Origin of the sequence: Halomonas cerina, assembly GCF_014192215.1 — a bacterium.
GTDB classification, from domain to species: Bacteria; Pseudomonadota; Gammaproteobacteria; order Pseudomonadales; family Halomonadaceae; genus Halomonas; species Halomonas cerina.
Window position 1 is genome coordinate 78,687 of sequence record NZ_JACHXP010000009.1, and the last position, 20,783, is coordinate 99,469.

Annotated in this window: 18 protein-coding genes; 2 read left to right on the forward strand and 16 right to left on the reverse strand. The window is 67.8% G+C overall.

Annotated features, from left to right (window positions below; translation table 11 throughout):
• Positions 1-5: 5 nt before the first annotated feature.
• The 5 genes from pepN to FHR94_RS10450 all read right to left on the reverse strand — a co-directional run bounded on the left by pepN (position 6) and on the right by FHR94_RS10450 (position 4,958).
• The gene (gene pepN, locus FHR94_RS10430) at positions 6-2,639 is read right to left on the reverse strand and encodes an aminopeptidase N (RefSeq protein ID WP_183325653.1); all 2,634 of its coding nucleotides are present in this window, start codon (positions 2,637-2,639) and stop codon (positions 6-8) included.
• A 90-nt stretch (positions 2,640-2,729) separates the two neighbouring features.
• The gene (locus tag FHR94_RS10435) at positions 2,730-3,107 is read right to left on the reverse strand and encodes a YbaN family protein (protein ID WP_183325654.1); all 378 of its coding nucleotides are present in this window, start codon (positions 3,105-3,107) and stop codon (positions 2,730-2,732) included.
• Between the two features lie 148 nt (positions 3,108-3,255).
• A complete protein-coding gene (locus FHR94_RS10440) occupies positions 3,256-3,783 on the reverse strand; it encodes an Hsp20/alpha crystallin family protein (RefSeq protein WP_183325655.1) in 528 nt (175 codons plus the stop codon).
• Positions 3,784-3,934: 151 nt separating this feature from the next.
• On the reverse strand, positions 3,935-4,420 hold the full coding sequence (locus FHR94_RS10445) for a YajQ family cyclic di-GMP-binding protein (protein WP_183325657.1): 486 nt from the start codon (positions 4,418-4,420) through the stop codon (positions 3,935-3,937).
• A 55-nt stretch (positions 4,421-4,475) separates the two neighbouring features.
• Positions 4,476-4,958, reverse strand: a complete 483-nt coding sequence (locus FHR94_RS10450; RefSeq protein ID WP_183325658.1) for a GNAT family N-acetyltransferase — start codon at positions 4,956-4,958, stop codon at positions 4,476-4,478.
• A 154-nt stretch (positions 4,959-5,112) separates the two neighbouring features.
• Between FHR94_RS10450 and FHR94_RS10455 the strand changes: the two genes are divergently transcribed.
• Both FHR94_RS10455 and cobO read left to right on the forward strand, forming a co-directional pair.
• A complete protein-coding gene (locus tag FHR94_RS10455) occupies positions 5,113-6,615 on the forward strand; it encodes a RimK family protein (RefSeq protein WP_183325659.1) in 1,503 nt (500 codons plus the stop codon).
• An 85-nt stretch (positions 6,616-6,700) separates the two neighbouring features.
• Positions 6,701-7,300: a cob(I)yrinic acid a,c-diamide adenosyltransferase gene (cobO, locus tag FHR94_RS10460; protein WP_183325660.1), complete on the forward strand. Its 600-nt coding sequence runs from the start codon at positions 6,701-6,703 to the stop codon at positions 7,298-7,300.
• 55 nt (positions 7,301-7,355) lie between these two features.
• Here cobO and FHR94_RS10465 read toward each other — a convergent pair whose 3' ends face one another.
• The 11 genes from FHR94_RS10465 to FHR94_RS10515 all read right to left on the reverse strand — a co-directional run bounded on the left by FHR94_RS10465 (position 7,356) and on the right by FHR94_RS10515 (position 20,639).
• On the reverse strand, positions 7,356-8,651 hold the full coding sequence (locus tag FHR94_RS10465) for an adenylosuccinate synthase (RefSeq protein WP_183325661.1): 1,296 nt from the start codon (positions 8,649-8,651) through the stop codon (positions 7,356-7,358).
• Between the two features lie 55 nt (positions 8,652-8,706).
• Positions 8,707-9,885, reverse strand: a complete 1,179-nt coding sequence (locus FHR94_RS10470; protein ID WP_183325662.1) for an ATP phosphoribosyltransferase regulatory subunit — start codon at positions 9,883-9,885, stop codon at positions 8,707-8,709.
• Between the two features lie 191 nt (positions 9,886-10,076).
• Positions 10,077-10,958, reverse strand: a complete 882-nt coding sequence (hflC, locus tag FHR94_RS10475; protein ID WP_183325663.1) for a protease modulator HflC — start codon at positions 10,956-10,958, stop codon at positions 10,077-10,079.
• A gap of 2 nt (positions 10,959-10,960) precedes the next feature.
• The gene (hflK, locus tag FHR94_RS10480) at positions 10,961-12,184 is read right to left on the reverse strand and encodes an FtsH protease activity modulator HflK (RefSeq protein ID WP_183325664.1); all 1,224 of its coding nucleotides are present in this window, start codon (positions 12,182-12,184) and stop codon (positions 10,961-10,963) included.
• Positions 12,185-12,332: 148 nt separating this feature from the next.
• Positions 12,333-13,649, reverse strand: a complete 1,317-nt coding sequence (hflX, locus tag FHR94_RS10485; protein ID WP_183325665.1) for a ribosome rescue GTPase HflX — start codon at positions 13,647-13,649, stop codon at positions 12,333-12,335.
• Between the two features lie 8 nt (positions 13,650-13,657).
• Positions 13,658-13,909 carry an RNA chaperone Hfq gene (hfq, locus tag FHR94_RS10490; protein ID WP_183325666.1) on the reverse strand — a complete coding sequence of 84 codons (252 nt, stop codon included), beginning with the start codon at positions 13,907-13,909 and terminating at the stop codon, positions 13,658-13,660.
• Between the two features lie 123 nt (positions 13,910-14,032).
• The gene (miaA, locus tag FHR94_RS10495; protein ID WP_183325667.1) at positions 14,033-14,971 is read right to left on the reverse strand and encodes a tRNA (adenosine(37)-N6)-dimethylallyltransferase MiaA; all 939 of its coding nucleotides are present in this window, start codon (positions 14,969-14,971) and stop codon (positions 14,033-14,035) included.
• A gap of 201 nt (positions 14,972-15,172) precedes the next feature.
• Entirely contained in the window at positions 15,173-17,143 is a 1,971-nt protein-coding gene (gene mutL / locus FHR94_RS10500) for a DNA mismatch repair endonuclease MutL (RefSeq protein WP_183325668.1), read from the reverse strand.
• 16 nt (positions 17,144-17,159) lie between these two features.
• A complete protein-coding gene (locus FHR94_RS10505; protein WP_425485368.1) occupies positions 17,160-18,620 on the reverse strand; it encodes an N-acetylmuramoyl-L-alanine amidase in 1,461 nt (486 codons plus the stop codon).
• Positions 18,617-19,120, reverse strand: coding sequence for a tRNA (adenosine(37)-N6)-threonylcarbamoyltransferase complex ATPase subunit type 1 TsaE (gene tsaE, locus FHR94_RS10510; protein ID WP_183325669.1), 504 nt, complete (start codon positions 19,118-19,120; stop codon positions 18,617-18,619). The genes FHR94_RS10505 and tsaE overlap by 4 nt, the downstream gene beginning before the upstream one ends.
• Positions 19,101-20,639: an NAD(P)H-hydrate dehydratase gene (locus FHR94_RS10515; protein WP_183325670.1), complete on the reverse strand. Its 1,539-nt coding sequence runs from the start codon at positions 20,637-20,639 to the stop codon at positions 19,101-19,103. Before FHR94_RS10515 ends, tsaE begins: the two co-directional genes overlap by 20 nt.
• Between the last annotated feature and the right edge of the window lie 144 nt (positions 20,640-20,783).

Genomic DNA, 20,783 nt, shown 5'->3' on the forward strand with positions numbered 1-20,783 from the left:
CGAGTTCACGCGAGCGCCTTCTCGACCACCTCATAGACGTTGGGCGAGAGCGTCTCGGCGCGGATACGTTCGAGTTCGGCCTTCATAAGCGCCTGGCGCGTCTCGTCGAAACGGGCCCAGCGGGTCAGCGGGGTAACCAGCCGGGCGGCGATCTCCGGATTGAGTCGGTTGAGCTCGATCACCGTATCGGCCAGCAGGCGATAGCCTTCCCCATCGAGACGATGGAAGTTGACTGGGTTCTGACCGGTAAAGGCGCCGATCAGCGCCCGCACCTTGTTAGGGTTGGTCAATGAGAAGGCCGGGTGGTCCATCAGGAACTTGACCCGGTCCAGGGCATCCGAGTGTGGCCGAGTGACCTGAATGCTGAACCACTGATCCATGACCAAGGGGTCATGGGCCCACTTCTCGCCGAAGACGCGTAGGGCCGGGTCGGCCAGGTCCTCGCGGCTCGAGTGCACCAGCAGGGTCAGGGCCTGGCGCACGTCGGTCATGTTATGGTCGGCCTCGAACTGCTCGCGGGCCAGGGCGATGCCTGCCTCGTCCTCGATGCTGACCAGGTAGGAGAGCGCCACATTCTTCAGGCTTCGCGTGGCGATCTGCTCGGGCTCCGGCGAGTAGGGTGCCTCGCTCTGGTTCGCCTCAAAGACCCGCAGGAAGTCGTCGCGCAGGGCCATCGCCAGGGACTGCTTGACGAAGGTCCGGGCGGCATGGATGGCGTCCACGTCCACCAGCGGCTGCTGTTCGGCGATATAGGCCTCGGAGGGCAGCGTGAGCATCTCGGCGAGTACCGCCTTGTCGTCGGCCTCGAGGGTGAGCAGGCCGCGGAAGGCCTCCACCACCCGCGGATCCATGACCTTCTCCACGCCGTTGCGATGCGCGGCGATCAGGTCGTCCAAGGCCAGCAGGGCCAGACGCTGGCCGGCATCCCAGCGGTTGAAGCCGTCCGAGTCATGGGCCTGCAGGAAGGCCAGGTCCTCGCGGGCATAGGGGAAGTGCAACTTGACCGGCGCCGAGAAGCCGCGCAGCAGCGAGGGCACCGGCGCCTCGCTGACATCGGTGAACAAGAACTCCTGTTCCTCGTCGCACAGGTGAATCACGGCGTCGCTGCCCAGTGCCTCGCCGTCCAGGGTCAGCGCCAGGTCGCGCCTGCTCTTGGTGCCGACCAGCCCCAGGCGGATCGGGATATGCAGCGGCTGCTTGTCGGGCTGGCCGGGCGTGGCCGGGGTACGCTGGCGCAGCACCAGACGATACGCGGCATTGGCATAATCGTACTCGCCGTGGGCATCGATCTCCGGGGTGCCGGCCTGGGAATACCAGCGCATGAACTGGGTGAGGTCGAGCCCCGAAGCCTCCGCCATGCAGCCCACGAAGTCTTCGATGGTCACCGCCTGACCGTCGAAGCGCTCGAAATATCGGTCACTGCCGCGCCGGAAGGCCTCCCAGCCCACCAGATTACAGAGCATGCGCACGATCTCGGCGCCCTTCTCGTAGATGGTCAGGGTGTAGAAGTTGCCGATCTCGATGTAGTGATCCGGGCGCACCGGATGGGCGGTGGGACCGGCATCCTCGGCGAACTGAGCGGTACGGAAGAAGGCGACCTCCTCAATGCGCTTGACCGGGGCGGAGTTGGTGTCGGCGGAAAAGCACTGGTCGCGGAAGACCGTGAACCCCTCCTTGAGGGAGAGCTGGAACCAGTCGCGGCAGGTGACGCGGTTACCCGACCAGTTGTGGAAGTACTCGTGGGCGACGATGCCCTCGACCCGCTGGAAGGCCGCGTCGGTAGCGGTATGCGGATGGGTCAGCACCGCCGCCGAGTTGAAGATGTTGAGCCCCTTGTTCTCCATAGCCCCCATGTTGAAGTCGTTAACCGCCACGATCATGAAGAGGTCCAGGTCGTACTCGCGACCATAGGTCTTCTCGTCCCAGCGCATGGCCCGCTTGAGCGAGGCCATAGCGTGGTCGGTCTTGTCGAGATTCTCCTCCTCGACCCAGATCTGCAGGGTCACATCACGCCCGCTGCGGGTCGTGACACTGTCCTCGACCTTCTTCAGGTCGCCGGCCACCAGCGCGAACAGGTAGCAGGGCTTGGGATACGGATCCTCCCAGGTGACGAAGTGGCGCCCGCCGGGCAACTCGCCGCGCTCCACCGGATTGCCGTTGGAGAGCAGCACCGGTTCGCGCTCCGCATCGCCGATCACGGTGGTGGAGAAGGTGGCCATGACGTCGGGCCGATCCGGATAGAAGGTGATGCGCCGGAAGCCCTCGGCCTCGCACTGGGTGCAGTACATGCCGTTCGACTGGTAGAGCCCTTCCAGGGCGGTGTTGGCCTCCGGGGCGATCTCCACCTCGGTGTCGAGCCGGAAGGCCTCCGGCACCCGGTGCACGGTAAGCCCGCCCTCGGTGAGCGCGTACTCGTCTTCCCCCAGCGGCTGGCCATCGATGGCGATGGCCTTGAGTGCGAGCTGTTCGCCGTCCAGCATCAGCGGCTCGCCTGCCTGTCGCTCGGGGTGACGCTCGACATGCAGGCGCGCCTTGACCCGGGTAGCGGAGGGGGCGAGATCGAAGGTCAGCTCGGTGTGGGTCACGCGGTAGGCGGGTGGTCGATAGTCACTCAAGTGGATCGGTTGTGGTTCGGACATCGAGGATGGCTCCTGTCGAGAATTGCCGATCATTGTACGGCGCGTCACACCCGGAGGTGAATGCCAGGAACCGGGCGCCATACCGCTCGCTTACGAATTGATGACCGGCTCGGGGCGGGTCAGGATCCACCCCCCCACCAGACAGAGGCCGGCGATTAGCGAAAGCTTGAGCCACCAAAGGCTCACGGTCAGCGCCAGCACCAGCATGGAGACCACCAGCATGGCCGAGGCGAGCCACTTGGCATGGCGAGGGATCGCCCGCTCATCCTCCCAAGCCAGGACGGCGGGACCGAAGCGGGGATGGCGGCGAATCCAGCCGGCGAAGCGCGGCGATCCCCGAGAGGCGGCCCAGACCGCCAGCAGCATGAAGCAGGTGGTGGGCAGCAGCGGCAGGAAGGCGCCGATCATCCCCAGCACGAAGCTGATCCCGGCAAGGGTCAGGTAGGCGGCTCGGCGTGCATGAGACATCAGGCGCTCACTCCCGTGGCGGCGAAGGGCGTTACCTTCATTGAAGCCCAAGGGACACCCCGCTGCCAATGATAGGCGTCAATGGTCGTGCCAGCGGCAGGCTATAAAAGGAGAGCGCCAACGGCCGCAAAGGCCGTTGGCGCCGGAATCAGCCCTTGATGGGAATTTCGCGGCGGTTCGATTTGGCCTCGCCGCTGCGGGGCACCGTGATAGTGAGCACGCCCTTGTCGAAGGTCGCCTCGATGCCCTCGGGCTTGGCGTCGGAGGGTAGGTCGAGCAGCCGACGGAAGCTTCCATAGGACCGCTCCACCCGCTGGTAGCGATCATCCTTGGAGGCGCTCTCCTGGCGCTTCTCGCCCTCGATCACCAGGCGCTCCCCGTCGAGGTTCAGCCGGATGTCCTTCTCCTCGACGCCGGGCACCTCGACGGTAATGAGATAGCTGTCATCTCGCTCGGCGATGTCGAGGCGCGGCCGCAGCAACTCGGGCATGTCACCGAAGCGAGTTTCCAGGGACGGCAGGCCGAACTGGCGCATCATACCGTCCATCCAGCGGTCCAGCTCCTGGTGCATGCCCGTCACCGGCGACAGCTCACCACGGCGCGGCTCGCTGCCGACCGGTGCGTCCTGCCCCTCGCTGCGGAACCAGCTCCAGGGAGACCACTTCTGCAGATCCATACGTCACCTCCTGATACGCTATCGTCATCTCAAGAACCACGTACTGACTGCGTCTTGCCTATATAAGTGTGGTGGCACCGGGACGCTTTTCAAGTGGAGACGACAGCCGGACTGACCGGGGTCAAGCCGGCCAAGCGTGACCAGCTGGGGGTCAGTCGCGGAAGTTGTCGAACTGCAGGGGCAGGTCCGGCCCCTCCTCGCTCTTGAGCATGGCGATCACCGCCTGCAGGTCGTCACGCTTCTTGCCGGTCACGCGGACCTTGTCGCCCTGGATCTGGGCCTGGACCTTGAGCTTGGCTGCCTTGATCCGCTTGACGATGTCCTTGGCCTCCGGCTGGTCGAGCCCCTGCTTGAGCATGACCGTCTGGCGGGCCCGCACGCCGGAGAGCTCGGGCTCCTCGACCTCCATGCAGCGGGGATCGATGCCGCGGGCGATCAGCCGGTTGCGCAGCACGTCGAGCATCTGCTTGAGCTGGAAGTCGACCTCGGCCTCCAGCTGGACCGTCTCACCGGTGAGTTCGAAGGAGGCGGTGACGCCCTTGAAGTCGAAGCGCCCCTGGATCTCGCGGTTGGCCTGATCCACGGCGTTGCTGGCTTCGTGCTTGTCGAACTCGGAAACGATATCGAAGGAGGGCATGGCGGTATCCTGATGGCCGTTAGGAATAGTGGTGAGTAGAGAAAAGGAAAGTCTATCAGCTGGCAGCGCCGATAGCGGCCCTCTCGTCGTCGACCAGCGGCAAGGCCATGCGCCAGGCGGCGCAGCCGTCCGCGTAATAATCTTCCAGCCACCCGACCAGGCGAAAGCCCATGCGCCGATAAAGCCCCAAGGCCACCCGGTTGTCGGCCCGCACCTCGAGCTGCAGCCGCTCGCAGCCCCGCTGCCGTGCGGCCGTCATCAGCGCCTCGAGCAGGCCACGCCCCAGGCCGGCGCCACGGGCCCGGGGATGGACACAGAAGGAGTAGAGTCGCGCCCGTCGACTACCCCGGCGGAACAGCAGGGTGCCGTAGCCGAGCAGTCCCGGGTCGCCCTCGATGACCAGGGTGAGGGCATGGGCACGGTTGACCAAGTGCCAGAGCTGGCGACGCGTGAAGCGATCACCGCTGAAGGCGACCTGCTCCAGGCGGTCGAGTTCGTCGAGATCCCCCGCTCCGGCAGGGCGAACGGTGGCGTTCATGATGGGCGCTCCAAGGGCCTTGGCAGGGAGTCTGGTGGCCCTGGGCCTGGCTGTCAGGGCCTTTCCCCTGAAATCTTTTCACCTTTCAGACGGCTTGTCATGCGCCGCGTTCAGCCTCAAGCTGACGCCGTGACCACCAGAAGGAATCCGCCCCATGTGTCCCCTGCGCATCGTCGTCGACCGGCTCGAGGACTGGCACCCCTACTACCCCACCGAGGACCTGGTCGCGGCCGACACCTTCCTCGGCCAGCCCCACCGTTCCAGCCCGCGCCGGGAGGTCGACCAGGCACGCACCACCCACGTCATCAACCTGTGCGGGGAACTGGACTATCTGGGCACCGGCTATTACGTCTCGCTGCTCGCCGAGGCGCGTGGCCAACGGGTCCTGCCCAGCGTGGAGACCCTCAACGCCGTGTCACGCAAGGCCATGGTCGATCTGCAGCTGGACACCCTGGCACCGCTGCTCGGTGACCTCTCGCGCCAGGGTGCCCTGGCCGGTGATGCCCTGACCCTGCGGGTGCTGTTCGGGGAGTGCCTGGCACCGAACCTGGCCAGACTGGCCCGCCTGCTCTTCGAGCGGCTGCCCTGCCCCCTGCTGGAGGCACGGCTGGTGCGGCGTCACAACAGCTGGCGCCTGGCGCGCCTCAAGCCCATCCGCCTGCGCGATCTTACCACCGAGGAGCAGGACCTCTTTGCCCGAGCGCTGAACCGCCACTCGCGCAAGGTCTGGCGAACCCCCCGGGCGCGGCGGCGCTATCGCTTCGATCTGGCCATCCTGGTGGACCCCGACGAGGCCTTGCCGCCCAGCAACCGCGGCGCCCTCAAGGCCTTCATCCGCGCCGGACGCCGGCTGGGCATCGACGTCTCGCTGATCACCCGGCACGATGCCGGCCGACTGGCCGAGTTCGACGCCCTCTTCATCCGCGAGACCACCGCCCTGGATCACCATACCTGGCGCATGGCGAAGCAGGCCGAACACGAGGGGCTGGTGGTGATCGATGCCCCGGGCGACATCCTGCGCTGTACCAACAAGGTCTACTTGCATGCCCTGCTCGAGACTCGCGGCGTTCCCGCCCCCGAGGGCGTGCTGATCAAGCGCAGCGACCAGGGGCGGCTGACGCGGCTCGCCGAGGGCCTGGCGTTCCCCATGGTGCTCAAGATCCCGGATGGGGCCTTCTCTCGCGGCGTGGTCAAGATTGCCTCCCGCGAGACACTGGTCCGTGAGGCCGAGCGGCTGTTCGCCTCCTCCGCCCTGCTGCTGCTCCAGGAGTGGCTACCCACCGAGTTCGACTGGCGTATCGGCGTGCTGGATGGCCAGGTGCTGTTCGCCAGCCGCTACTACATGGCCCGCGGCCACTGGCAGATCTACGACCACTCGGGCGGCCGGGTGAAGAGCGGCGCCTTTACCACCCATGCCCCGGAGGACGTTCCCGCGACGGTGATCCGCACCGCGCTCAAGGCTACCCGACTGATCGGTGATGGCTTCTATGGCGTCGACCTCAAGCAGATCGGCGACCGGGTCGTGGTCATCGAGGTCAACGACAATCCCAACGTGGACGCCGGTATCGAGGACGCCGTGCTTGGCCCCGCCCTCTATGAGCGCATCATGAGGGTGTTCCTGATGCGCATGGAGGCTCAGCGGGGCGCCCCCGGCTAGGCGCCCCCGGCTAGGCGCCCCCGGCTGACGCCGTCCCGGATCTGGCGTAGGCTGGGACGACTCACGAACAGTCGATGGAGACGAGATGGGCGATCGCGACAGCCGCCACCAGCGGGCGATGCAGACACTCAAGGAACGGGTCGACGACAAGGTCGCCGGTGCCACCGAACAACGCGGCCTGCTGCTGGTGTTCACCGGCAATGGCAAGGGCAAGACCACCGCCGCCTGGGGCACGGTGACCCGTGCGCTGGGCTACGGTTACCGGGTCGGCGTGGTGCAGTTCATCAAGGGGCTCTGGGAGTGCGGCGAGCGCGCACGACTCGAAACAGACCCGAACCTGGACGTGGCGATCATGGCCACCGGCTTCACCTGGGAGACCCAGAACCGCGAGGCGGATACCCGCGCCTGCCGAGAGGTGTGGGCCGAGGCGGAGCGGATGCTCGCCGACCCCGAGGTCTACCTGGTAGTGCTCGACGAGATCACCTACATGCTCAAGTTCGGCTACCTGGATATCGAAACCGTAACGCGCGCCATCCAGAACCGCCCACCGGAGCAGACGGTGATCATGACCGGACGCAACGCCCACCGGGACCTCATCGCCATGGCCGATACCGTCACCGAGATGCAAGAGACCCGACACGCCTTCAACGCCGGCCTGCAGGCCCGACGCGGTATCGACTACTGAGACGAAGAAGGCGCCCCGTGGGGCGCCTTCTCGTCATCGCGGTTCGATCTCGTCCTCAGCCCTCGAAAGGGTTGCGCAGCACGATGGTCTCGTTGCGATCCGGACCGGTGGAGATGATGTCGATGGAGGTGCCCACCTGCTCCTCGAGAAAGCTGATGTAGGAACGGGCGTTGGCCGGCAGGTCCTCGACACGCCTGGCCCCCAGGGTGGATTCGGTCCAGCCGGGCAAATCCTGGTAGACTGGCTCGATCGCCTCGTAGCCCTCGGAGTCCACCGGGTTATCCAGGACGTCGCCGTCCTTGCTGCGATAGCCGACGCAGACGCGGATGTTCTCCAGGCCATCGAGGACGTCGAGCTTGGTCAGGCAGAGGCCGGAGACCGAGTTGATCTGCACGGCGTGGCGCAACGCCACGGCATCGAACCAGCCGCAACGCCGCGCCCGGCCGGTGGTGGCGCCGAACTCGTGGCCCTTCTCGGCCAGGTGACGGCCATGCTCGTCGAACAGCTCGGTGGGGAAGGGACCGGAACCGACGCGGGTGGTGTAGGCCTTGGTGATGCCCAGCACATAGTCCAGGTACAGCGGACCGACGCCAGAGCCGGTGGCGGTGCCGCCGGCGGTGGTGTTGGAGCTGGTCACGAAGGGATAGGTGCCGTGATCGATGTCCAGCAGCGACCCTTGCGCGCCCTCGAAGAGGATATTCTCGCCCGCCTTGCGCAGGTCGTGGACCAGGCTCACGGTGTCACAGACCATCGGCCGCAGCTCCTCGGCCATGCGCATGGCGTCGTCGAGGACTTCCTGGAAGTCCACTGGCGCTTCGCCATGGTAGCGGGTCAGCACGAAGTTGTGGTAGTCCAGTACTTCGCCAAGCTTGGAGGCGAAACGCTCGCGATGGAGCATGTCGCCCAGGCGCAGGCCGCGACGCGCCACCTTGTCCTCGTAGGCCGGCCCGATACCGCGGCCGGTGGTGCCGATCTTGGCCACGCCGCGGGCCTTCTCGCGGGCCTGGTCGAGGCGCACGTGATAGGGCAGGATCAGCGGGCAGGCCGGTGATAGACGCAGGCGCTCACGCACCGGCACGCCCTTGCGCTCCAGCTCATGGATCTCGTCGATCAGCGCCTCCGGCGACAGCACCACGCCGTTGCCGATCACGCAGGTCTTGTCGGGGCGCAGGATCCCCGAGGGAATCAGGTGCAGGACGGTTTTCTCCCCGTCGATCACCAGGGTATGGCCGGCGTTGTGGCCGCCTTGGAAGCGCACCACGGCGGACGCGGATTCGGTGAGCAGGTCGACCACCTTGCCCTTGCCTTCGTCACCCCACTGGGTGCCCAGTACGACTACGTTCTTGCCCATTGTGTCTCGTCTCTTTGATCAAAGAAGCCGCCGATGCAGGGTTTTGCCGCCGGCCTCACGCCAGGGGGGAAACCTGCCAGTCGTCACCCAGCTTCACCAGTCGTCGATGGCAGCGATGCCCCTCGGGCCCCGTCCGCTGACCGGGAAGCGCCTGCACCACTCGCTCGCCACGCTCGCGCAGCACGGCGATGGCCTCGGCCAGGCCCTCTCCCTCGGCCGGGGCCCAGATGCCTCCGTGAGGGGGCTCACCGGGCGCCAGCGTGGCCAGCAGCTTGAGGTCCATCGAAAAGCCGGTGGCCGGTCGAGCGCGCCCGAAGGCCCGGCCGGTGTCGTCGTAGCGTCCGCCCTTGGCCAGGGCCTGGCCGTATCCGGGCACATAGGCGGCGAACATCATGCCGGTGTGGTACTGGTAGCCGCGCAACTCGGCCAGGTCGAAATACGGCTCGACCTCGGGGTGCTCGGACAGCACACCCTGCTGCAGCGCGCGCAACTGATCGAGCGCCGCCCCGACCGCCGCCGGGGCCTCGGCGAAGGCTTCACGCGCCTCGTCGAGTACTTCCGAGCCGCCATGCAGCCGCCCGAGCGCCATGAACATCTCCGCCAGGGCGGGGTCGTCGACGCTCTCCGCGACCCGCGCCGCCAGTTCGCCGGGGGACTTCAGCTCCAGGGCCGCGAACATCGCCCGCTCTTGGTCACGCTCGAGGCCGGCGGCCTGGACCAGACTGCGATAGATGCCGATATGGCCGAGCGCCAGGTGAATCTCCCCGGCACCGGCGGCGACCAGACTGGCCAGTGCCAAGCGCAGGATCTCCAGATCGGCCTCGAGGCCGGCGTGGCCGAACAGCTCGACCCCCACCTGTACCGGGCTGCGCCCTCCCTGGAACTGGTCTGCCTTGGCGCGCAGCACGTTGGTGCAGTAGCACAGCCGTACCGGTCCCTGGCGCCTGAGCGAGTGGGCATCCATCCGCGCCACCTGGGGGGTGACATCGGCACTGACGCCCATCATGCGGCCAGTGGGCTGATCGGTGAGCTTGAAGGTCTGAAGTTCCAGGTCAGAGCCTGTCCCGGTGAGCAGCGAGTCGAGAAACTCCACGGGGGGCGGCATCACCTGATCGTAGCCCCAGCAGTGATAGAGGTCGAGCAGCGCCCGGCGCAGCGCCTCCATGCGGCTCGCCTGGGGTGGCAGCACCTCGTCCATGCCGTCGGGCAGCAGCCAGCGGTCAGCGATGGTCATGTCATGTCGTCCTGCAGCACGATGAATGGCCCGGGAAGCGGCCACCGGCGAATGGCATCTCGCCATGCCCGGCCGCTCACCCTTCACGGGAAGAGGCCACAAAAAAACCGGGCCACGCCCGGTTTCAGGAGTCTATCACGTTTGCGCGCCTGATGAACCCTGCGGCGGGCGGCGCGCCGCCCGCCGCAGGGTCACTCGCCGGCTGACGTCGGGCTCTTGAGATACTGGAAAAAGTCGCTGGAGGGGTCCAGCACCAGCATGTTGCCGTCGCCGTTGAAGCTCTGGCGATAGGCATCGAGGCTGCGCCAGAAGGAGAAGAACTCCTCGTCCTTGCCATAGGCCGCGGAGAAGATCGCCGCGGCCTCCGCGTCCCCCTCACCGCGCAGGGTCTCGGAACGGGCAGTGGCCTGGGCCAGCAGCACCTGGCGACGCCGGTCGGCGTTGGCGCGGATGCGCTCGGCCTCTTCCTGGCCCTGGGCGCGCCACTCGCGCGCCTGGCGCTCGCGCTCGGAGCGCATGCGCTCGTAGACCGCCGAGGAGACCTGCTCCGGCAGGTCGATGCGCTTGACGCGGATGTCGACGATCGCCACGCCGAGCTCATCGCGCATCAGCCGGTCGAGCTCCTGGGTGGGCCCGATCATCAGGTCGTCGCGGCGCTCGGCGATGATCTGCTGCAGGTCGAGGCGACCGAACTCGTTACGCAGGCTCTCGTCGACCCGCGGCTGGATCAGGCGCCGGGCCATCATCTCGTCACCGGCCGTGGCCTCGTAGTAGCGCGTCGGATTGATCACCTGCCATTGCACGTAGGAGTCGACGATCACCGCCTTCTGCTCCCGCGTCAGGTAGCGGCTGGGATCGGTGTCCAGGGTCAGCAGCCGGGTGTCGAACTTGCGGATCGTCTGGGTGATCGGCACCTTGAAATGCAGACCCGGCTGGATGTCCTCCTCGACCACCTCGCCGAAACGCAGCTTCACCGCCCGCTCGGTCTCGTCGACCACGTAGAGGCTGTTGCTGGCCAGCCAGGCCGCGGCGGCCAGGCCGCCCACGATCAGCAGGGAACGGTTGTTGATCATGATTAGCGGCCCTCCCGGCGGATGCTGTTGCTGCTGTTGCTGCTGCTCGATGACGACTGGGTGGCGCGCAGGCGCTCGAGCAGTTGCGGGTCGAGCGTTTCGCCGCTGCCGTCACCGCTGCCCCGGGAGCCGGCGCTACCGGCGGTGGTGAGCCCCAGACGGTCCAGCGGCAGCACCATGAGCGGGCTGTTCTCGGACACGTCGACCATCACCTTGGCGGTCTCGCCGTAGACCTGGGAGAGGGTGTCGAGGTAGAGGCGTTCGCGCATGATCGCGGGGGCATCCTGGTACTGGGTCAGCAGCGCATTGAAGCGGTTGGCCTGACCCTCGGCCTCGGCCACCACGGCCTCGCGATACCCCTGCCCCTGTTCGACCAGACGCTGGGCCTGACCCTGGGCCTCGGGAATAATGGCGTTGGCATAGGCGGTGGCCTGGTTGATGGTGCGCTGGCGGTCCTCACGGGCCCGGATGACGTCGTCGAAGGCATCCTGGACCGCATCCGGCGGCGAGGTGGATTCGACGTTGAGGGTCTGCAGGAGAATCCCGGTGCCGTAGCTGTCCAGGTAGGACTGCAGACGGCTGGCCACCGAGCTGCCGAGGATCTCGCGGCCCGAGGTGAGGATCTCGATCATGTCGGTCCCGCCCACCACGTGGCGCAGCGCGCTGTCCAGGGCATTCTCGATCGACAGCTGGGGGTTGCGCACGTTGAGCACGAAGTCGCGCGGATCGGCCACCTGGTACTGAGCCGAGATCTCGACCTCGACGATGTTCTCGTCCTGGGTCAGCATCGACTGGGTCTGGGTGAGCGAGCGCACTCGGGTCACGTTGACCATGCGTACGTCATCGATCAGGGGTGGGTTCCAGTGCAGCCCCGGGGTGACCACGTCCTGGAACTTGCCGAAACGCAACACCACGCCGCGCTCGGACTGGTCCACCAGGTAGAACCCGCTGGCCGCCCAGATGGCGAGTGCCACGATAATCAGCAGGCCCGGCAGAGTGAAGGCGTTGCGCGGCTTGCCGCCGCCACCCTTGCCGCCGCGACCGCCCTTGCCACCGCGTCCCCCGAGCATGCTGTTGAGCTTGTCCTGAAACTTCTTCAGGGCCTCGTCGAGGTCGGGCGGTCCCTGATTGCCGCCCCCCTTGCCGCCGCCGCCATTGCCGCCGCGACGACCACCACCACTCCAGGGATCGTGCTGGTTGCCGCCACCAGGCTCATTCCAGGCCATACGTCGTCTCCACTCTGCGTTTCATCCCGGCACGGTGCGTGTGCCATGCCGGGTCTCGGTTGCGATCCTGTCGGCACGGCCGGTCATGGCCGGCGCGCCGGTTGTCGTCATGTCCCGACGCCCCTCGGCATCGGCGCGTGCCCCGTGATCACGCCTCCCAGACAGGCCGTGACCTCAACGCCTGCGGCAGGTAGTCGTCGGCCCGTTCGCCGAGTCGCGCCATCAGCTGCAGGAAGTCGCGCCGCGGCAGACGCACCTCGAGGCGGATACGGCCCTGGTCATCGAAGCGCTCGGCCCGCACGGCGCCCAGCTCATGCAACCCGGCCCGCAGCCGCCCCTGCTCGGGGGCCAGGCAGAGTTCGAAATCGATGATGTCCTCGGCCAGGCACTCGGAGAGGGCCTGCTCCAGCAGATCCAGCCCCCGTCCGTCCTGGGCAGAGAGCCAGACCGCCTCGGGGCGGCCCTCGCCGTCCCGTTCGATGCGCGGCGCACTGTCTAACAGGTCGATCTTGTTCATCACCTTGAGGGTCGGCACCTCCAGCGCGCCGATTTCCTCGAGCACCCCCTCCACCTGGGCCACGTTGAGCTCCCGATCCGGGTCGGCGGCATCGATCACGTGGACCAGCAGGCTGGCCTCGGCGGCCTCCTGGAGGGTCGCCTGGAAGGCTTCCACCAGCTTGTGGGGCAGGTGGCGGATGAAGCCCACGGTATCGGCCAGCACCACCGGGCCCACGTCCTCGATCTCCAGGCGCCGCAGCGTCGGGTCGAGGGTAGCGAAGAGCTGGTCGGCCGCATAGACCTTCGATTCGGTGAGCGCGTTGAACAGCGTCGATTTGCCGGCGTTGGTATAGCCGACCAGCGAGACGCTAGGAATCTCGGCCCGGGAGCGCGCCCGACGGTTCTGGCTGCGCTGGCTGCGCACCTTGTCGAGGCGCTTGTGGATCGCCTTGATGCGGCCGCGCAGCAGACGCCGGTCGGTCTCGAGTTGGGTCTCGCCGGGACCCCGCAGGCCGATACCGCCCTTCTGGCGCTCCAGGTGGGTCCAGCCACGCACCAGGCGGGTCGACATGTACTCCAACTGGGCCAGCTCTACCTGCAGCTTGCCCTCGTGGGTGCGCGCGCGCTGGGCGAAGATGTCGAGGATCAGCCCGGTGCGGTCGAGCACGCGGCACTTGAGCTCGCGCTCCAGGTTGCGCTCCTGGGAGGGGCTCAGGCCATGATTGAAGATCACCAGCTCGGCGTGATGCACGGCCTTCGCCTCGCGCAGCTCCTCGAGCTTGCCCGAGCCCACGAAGGTCCGGGAATCGGGTCGCTTGCGACTGCCGGTGATCAGGGTGGCCGGCTCGGCACCGGCTGAACGCACCAGTTCGAGGAATTCGCCGGCATCCTCACGTTCACGCTCGTCCTGGAAATCCACATGGACGAGTATCGCCGTCTCTCCGGCGTCGGGACGTTCGAAAAACAATCAGTACCTCACGCGTTGCTGTCCGACGGCGCGGTGGCGTCAGGGGCCGGCAGGCGCACGTTACGCGACGGCACCACGGTGGAGATGGCATGCTTGTAGACCATCTGGCTGACGGTATTGCGCAGCAGGATGACGAACTGGTCGAAGGACTCGATCTGGCCCTGCAGCTTGATGCCGTTGACGAGGAAAATCGATACCGGAATGCGTTCCTTGCGCAGGATGTTCAGGTACGGGTCTTGAAGGGACTGCCCTTTGGACATGTTGCTCTCCCTGTAATGGTCTCTAGGGGTTGAGGTTATGCTGGTTCGCGCCGCCACCGGATGGGCGGCAATGGTTACCCGAAGGGGCTTGGTCAACCGGCCGCTCGAAACGCTCATCTTACGCTAACTGCTGAATTCGCGCACGAGTTTCAGGACGCGCCCGAGGGCGTCCCCGGCCAGGGGATCGACCCAGTGGAGTGCCGGCCAGCGGCGCATCCAGGTCAGCTGACGCTTGGCCAGCTGCCGGGTGGCCGCGATGCCGCGCTGCCTCAGGGTCGCCAGGTCCTCTTCACCCGCCAGGTACGCCCAGGCCTGGCGATAGCCCACGCTCTTCATGGCCGGCAGGCCAGGATGCAGATCATCCCGCGCCCTGAGCCTTGCCACCTCGTCGAGAAAGCCGGCCTCGAGCATCGCCTCAAAGCGCCGCGCGATCCGCGCGTGCAGGACGGCCCTATCGGCAGGGGCGAGCCCTATCGACAACGTCCGCCACGGGAAGGTTTCCGGCCGCTGCGCCGCCCACAGCTCGGTGAGTGATCGGCCGCTGACGCGGAACACCTCCAGGGCCCGCAGGAGACGCTGAGGGTCGTGGGGATGGATCCGGGCGGCGGCGACCGGATCGATCCGCGCCAGCTCAGCGTGCAGGGCAAAGAGCCCGCGCTGCTCGGCCTCACGGGCGAGGGCCTCGCGCACGACCGGATCGGCCGCGGGCAGGTTCGCCACGCCCGCCAGCAGGCGCTGGAAGTACATCATGGTCCCCCCCACCAGCAGCGGCACCCGTCCGGCTGCGGTAATCTGTCGCATCTCGTGATGGGCGTCCTGGCGAAACTCGGCCGCGGAATAGGGCTCGGCCGGGTCACGGATATCGATCAGCCGATGGGGCGCCCGAGCCAGCTCGTCGGCGCTGGGCTTAGCGCTGCCGATGTCCATACCGCGATAGACCATGGCGGAATCGACGCTAATCAGCTCGCAGCCCAGCCGCTCGTGAAGCGCGATGGCCAGGTCGGTCTTGCCGGCGGCGGTGGGCCCCATCAGCAGGATGGCGGGAGGGCGAGCGTCTGGCATTGGGTTCTCAGGTATTCTCATGGCTTGGAGTAGAGAAGCTTACCCGGCGGCAGCGACGTAGGTCGGGTAAGCGAGCTCGCGAGCGCACCCGACGCCCCACGGCAGCGGCGCCACTTCGTTGGATGCGCCTTCGGCTTATCCAACCTACGGCACTCCCCCGGCGCTTCTCGCCACACGGGCGGCACGTTGTCCTTCATTGCCCTATTGCCCTCTAAGGAAAAGGCGGTCCAACTCCTTCAGGCTCATCTCGGTCCAGGTGGGGCGGCCGTGGTTGCACTGGCCGCTGCGCTCGGTGCGCTCCATGTCGCGCAGCAGGGCGTTCATCTCGGCCACGGAGAGCTGACGGTTGGCGCGCACGCTGCCGTGGCAGGCCATGGTCGACAGCAGCTCGTTGATGCGTGCCTCCAACCGGTCGGAGCGGCCGTAGCGCTCCAGGTCGGCCAGCATGTCACGGATCAGTGGCTCCACGTCGGCATCGACCAGCAGCGCCGGGACCTGACGCACCAGCAGGGTCTCGGGACCCGCCACGTCGAGCTCGACCCCGAGGCGCGCGAAGGCCGCATGCTCGGTCTCGGCGGTGGCCACCTCGGCGGCGCTCGCCGCCAGCGAGACCGGCACCAGCAGCGGCTGCGCCTGCAGGCGCGGCTCGCCTCCGGCGTCGCCGTGGACCTGGGCCTTCATGCGCTCGTAGACGATGCGTTCGTGGGCCGCATGCATGTCGACCACCACCAGGCCGCGTTCGGTCTGGGCGAGGATGTAGATCCCGTGCAGCTGGGCCACGGCATAGCCCAAGGGCGGGGCCCGGGTGGCATCTGCCTCGGGCATGGCCGGTCGCGGCCGGGTATCCTGAGTGGCCTGCCGCTCGGCGAGTGCCACCCCGGCGGCGGTGCCGCCGGCGCCCGGCGCCGCTGACTGGGGCGTCAGCAGGTGCTCCTCGTGCTCCGGATGCAGGGCCCGGTAGCCCTCCATGAAGGCTCGTACCCGGTCCGGCGTCACCTTCTGCCCCCCGCCCTCCTCCCGGCCATGCAACGCCATGGGCTGCTGCTGCCAGACCGACTGGGCGGGCGCCTCACGCACCTCGCCGGTCTCGGGCTCGACCGCCTCGTCCGGAGCCTGTGACGCCACCTCGGCGCCCTCGCCCCCCGGCGCGGCCCCGGCCCTGGCCTCGCCCAGGGCCCGGTGCAGGCTAGAGAACAGGAAGTCGTGGACCAGGCGGCCGTCGCGGAAGCGTACCTCGTGCTTGGTGGGATGGACATTGACGTCCACCGCGCCGGGGTCGACCTCGAGATAGAGCACGAACACCGGATGGCGGCCATGGAACAGCACATCGCGGTAAGCCTGTCGGATGGCATGAGCCACCAGGCGGTCACGCACGACCCGCCCGTTGACGAAGAAATACTGCTGGTCGGCCTGGGCCCGGGAGTGGGTGGGCAGCCCCACCCAGCCCCACAGGCGCAGCCCGCCACTCGCCAGGTCCAGGTGCAGGGCATGCTCCAGGAAGGCCCTGCCCAGCAGCGCCTGCAGCCGGCGCTCCCGGGCGATCAGGTCGTCGCCGGGGCGCAGCTGATGGAGGGTCTTCTGGTTATGGCGCAGCACCCAGCCGATATCGAACCGCGACAGGGCCTGGCGCCGGAAGGCTTCCTCGACATGACCGAACTCGGTCTTTTCGGTGCGCAGGAACTTGCGCCGGGCCGGCGTGTTGAAGAACAGGTCCCGCACGCTGACGGAGGTGCCGCGGGGATGCGGCGCCGGGGTCACCCGGGGCTCCATGCGAGGCCCTTCCACCACCACCCGCCAGCCGGCGGTGGGATCCTCCTCGATGTTGGACATCAGCTCCAGGCGCGACACCGAGCTAACCGAGGCCAGGGCCTCGCCGCGGAAGCCCAGGCTCGCCACACCCTCGAGATCATCCAGCGAGCCGATCTTGCTGGTGGCATGTCGAGATAGCGCCAGCGGCAGGTCCGCCTCACCGATGCCGCTGCCGTCGTCACGCACGCGGATCAGCCGTGCCCCACCCGCCTCCAGTTCCACCTCGATACGCGTGCTGCCGGCGTCGATGGCATTCTCGACCAGCTCCTTGACCACCGAGGCGGGCCGCTCGACGACCTCCCCCGCGGCGATCTGGTTGGTCAGGCGGGGGTCGAGGACGCGGATAGGGCGCGGTTCGGTCATAAGACTCCAGGAAACGTCATGAGCGCGGGATTCGCAACACCTGGCCGACCCGGATCACGTCACCATCGAGCTCGTTGGCCTGGCGCAGTTGGGCCACCGGGACGTCGTGCCGGGCCGCGATCTCGGAGAGGGTATCGCCGGGCTGGATGCGGTACTCGTTGCCGGCGACGCGTCGGCCCTGATCTCGCTGCCAGGCCAACAGGCTGGCCGGCGGCGGGTTGCGCTGGAAATGGCCGCGGATGCCGGTGAAGATGGCATCGACCATCTTCTGCTGATAGCGGCCATCGCGCAGGCGGCGCTCCTCGTCGGGATTGGAGATGAACCCGGTCTCGACCAGCAGCGACGGGATGTCCGGCGACTTCAGCACCACGAAGCCGGCCTGTTCGACTCGGGACTTGTGCAGGCGGTTGACCCGCCCGAGCCGGTCCAGTACCTGCCCGCCGATGGCCAGCGAGTCGTTGAGGGTCGCGGTCATGGTCAGATCCAGCAACACGCCACGCAACACCTCGTCCTTGTCGTCCAGGGAAAGGTTGCCATCCACCCCGCCGATCAGGTCGGCACTGTTCTCGCTGGTGGCCAGCCACTTGGCAGTCTCCGAGGTCGCGCCTCGCTGCGAGAGGGCATAAACCGAGCTGCCATGGGGGCGCGGACTCTTGAAGGCATCGGCGTGGATCGAGACGAAGAAGTCGGCCTTCTGCTCCCGGGCGATCTCGGTGCGCTGGCGAAGCCCCACGTAGTAGTCGCCGTCGCGGATCATCACCGCGCGAAAGCCTTCGGTCTCGTTGACCCGTCGCGCCAGGCGTTGGGCCATGTCCAGCACCACGTCCTTCTCGCGGGTGCCGTTGGGTCCGATGGCCCCCGGGTCCTCGCCGCCATGCCCGGCATCGATGGCGATGATGATGTCGCGCTTGGGGTGCGGCCCCGCCTGCTCGAGGATCGCCGCGGCAGCCGCCTCGGCCGCCCCTTCGCTGCCCTCGGCCATGGCCTCGGTGCGGGCGCGATTGGCGGCGATCTCCTGCTCCCGGATCATCGCCTCGATGGGGTCGATGGGGTCCTCGACGGCGCTCTCGCCGGGATACTCCAGGTCTACCACCAGGCGGTGGCCATACTGCTCGTTGGGAGCCAGGGTGAAATGGCGCGGTTCGATCCGCCGGGAAAGCTCAAGCACAACCCGCAGGTCATCCTCCTGGCGGATGCCGGTGCGCACGGCGCTGATGGCGCTACCACTCAGATCCAGGCGCTCGACGTCGGCCTTAAGCGCGCTGTCGCGCAGGTCGATGACCAGTCGCCGAGGATTGTCCAGGGTGAAGACCTTAGCCGGTGTCGGCGAGGAGAGGTCGAACACCAGTCGGGCATGGTCAGGGGCTGCCCAGAGGCGCAAATTGTCGACGCTGGCCGCCTGTGCCGCTGCCCCGCCGGCCAGCAGCGTCAGCGGCAGCAACAATCCCACGAACCAGTGGCGCATTGTGTGTGTCATGATGCCCGGCCCGCCTCCCTGTCGTGCCCCGCACCTGGCCGGAGCGATGCGGCCGCGAGTCGGTCGACCACGGCCCGGCCGTGGTCGGTGAAAGCCTCCAGAGTCGCCAGGCGTCCAGGCTCGGCCAGCGCCAGGGTCACCACCAGATCGGGCACGGGCAGCCAGCCCTCACCACGCTCCGGCCACTCGATCACGCAGAGCGCCTCGTCGGCCAGCAGGTCGCGCCCACCGATGAACTCCAACTCCTCGGGATCGCCCAGTCGATAGAGGTCGAAGTGGTGGACCAGCCCCCCCTCGAGCGTGTAGGGCTCGACCAGGGTATAGGTAGGGCTCTTCACCGCCCCGCGGTAGCCGTAGGCCCGCAGGATACCGCGCGTCAGGGTGGTCTTGCCGGTGCCCAGCTCGCCGGTGAGGTGCACGCGACCATGGCCTGCCAGGGCCCGCCCCAGGCGCTCACCGAAGGCTACCTGGTGGTCTTCGTCATCGAGTCGCAGCTGCATCGTCCTTGCCCATCGTCGGGTTGGCCAGAAATGTGGCACAGGATGCCAGATCACCGGCCAGCAGGCCACGCTCTCCCCATGCCTTGGCCGCCAGGTCGGCCGCCCGGGCGTGGAGCGTGACGCCCACTCGGGCGGCGGCTTCCAGCGGCAGTCGCTGGGCCAGCAGCGCCCCGAGCATGCCGGAGAGGACATCACCCATGCCGCCGCTGGCCATCCCCGGGTTGCCGTAGGGGCAGACCGCCAGTCCTGTGGGGCCGGCTACCAGGGAGCCGGCGCCCTTGAGTACCACCACGCCGCCGAAACGGCGCTGCAGCGCGAGGGCCGCCGCGGGCCGGTCGGCCTCCACCTCGGCAGCCGAGATGTCGAGCAGCCTGGCCGCCTCGCCAGGATGCGGGGTGAGGAGCCAGTCGTCGCGGCGCCGGCCGGTGAAGTGCGAGGCCAGCAGGTTGAGGCCATCGGCATCCACCACCAGCGGTACCCGTGTGGCGAGGGCGGCCTGCAGCATGCCCTGTCCCCAGCTGCCCTGCCCCAGGCCCGGCCCCACCACCAGCACGTCGGCGCGCTCCGGCAGGTCCCCCAGGTCGCCGGCACCGCGCGCTCCGTGGACCATCACCTCGGGACGACGCACCAGGCTTGCGGTGACATGCTCGGGGGCGGTGGCCAGGCTCACCTTGCCGGCCCCCAGCCGGCCACAGGCCTCTGCGGCCAGCAGCGCCGCTCCGCCGAAGCCGGGCGCGCCCCCCAGCACCAGCGCATGGCCACAATCGCCCTTGTGGGTGATGCGCGTCCGGGGCGGCAACCAGGTGTCGATGAGCCCGGCATCCAGGAGACGGGCAGCGGGGACGAGCTCGCCTGTCGCCTCGGCGTTCACCCCCAGCGGACGGAAGTCCAGCTCGCCCACGCGCGCCGGGGCCGCGCCGGTATGCAGCCCCAGCTTGTCGCCGATGAAAGTCACCGTCCGGTCGGCCTGTACGGCGATGCCCAGCTCGGCGCCGGTATCGGCATGCAATCCCGACGGGATGTCGATGGCCAGCACCGGCAGGCCGCTGGCATTGATGGCCTCGATCGCCTCGCGGGCCTCGCCGCGCACCTCACCGCCGAGGCCGGTGCCCAACAGGGCGTCGACCACCAGTTCGCCCTCGAGGGCGAGGTCCGATCGCCAGGGCACGCCCTCTACCCCGGCCGCCGAGGCCATGTCGGCGGCGCGTCTGGCATCGCCGGACAGCTCATCGATGCCCTTGAGCAGGATGCGCTGCACGGCGAGCCCTTCGGTGGCGGCCAGCGCCGCTAGCACATGGCCGTCGCCGCCGTTGTTGCCGCCGCCACACAGCACGCTGATCGAACGTACGGTCGGCCAGCGTCCCCGCAGACTCTGCCAGGCCGCCGCCGCCGCCCGCTGCATCAGGGCGAAGCCCTCGATGCCCCCTTCGATGGTGCGTCGATCGAGTTCACGCACCTGCTCGGCCCGGTAGAGGGGCCGCAGCAAGGGCGCGTCATGTTCACGAGCTGGCCGGGTCATGTGCTGTCTCCCTGGTCGCGATGCGTAACCTTGACGCGATGCTTTATCATGACAAGTGTAAAGTCTCCTCGCCCCACGCCAAGTCGCGGAGGCGACCCTGCAAGGTATTTTCCTTATCATGTGCCCAGTGTCTGCCGCGAGTGA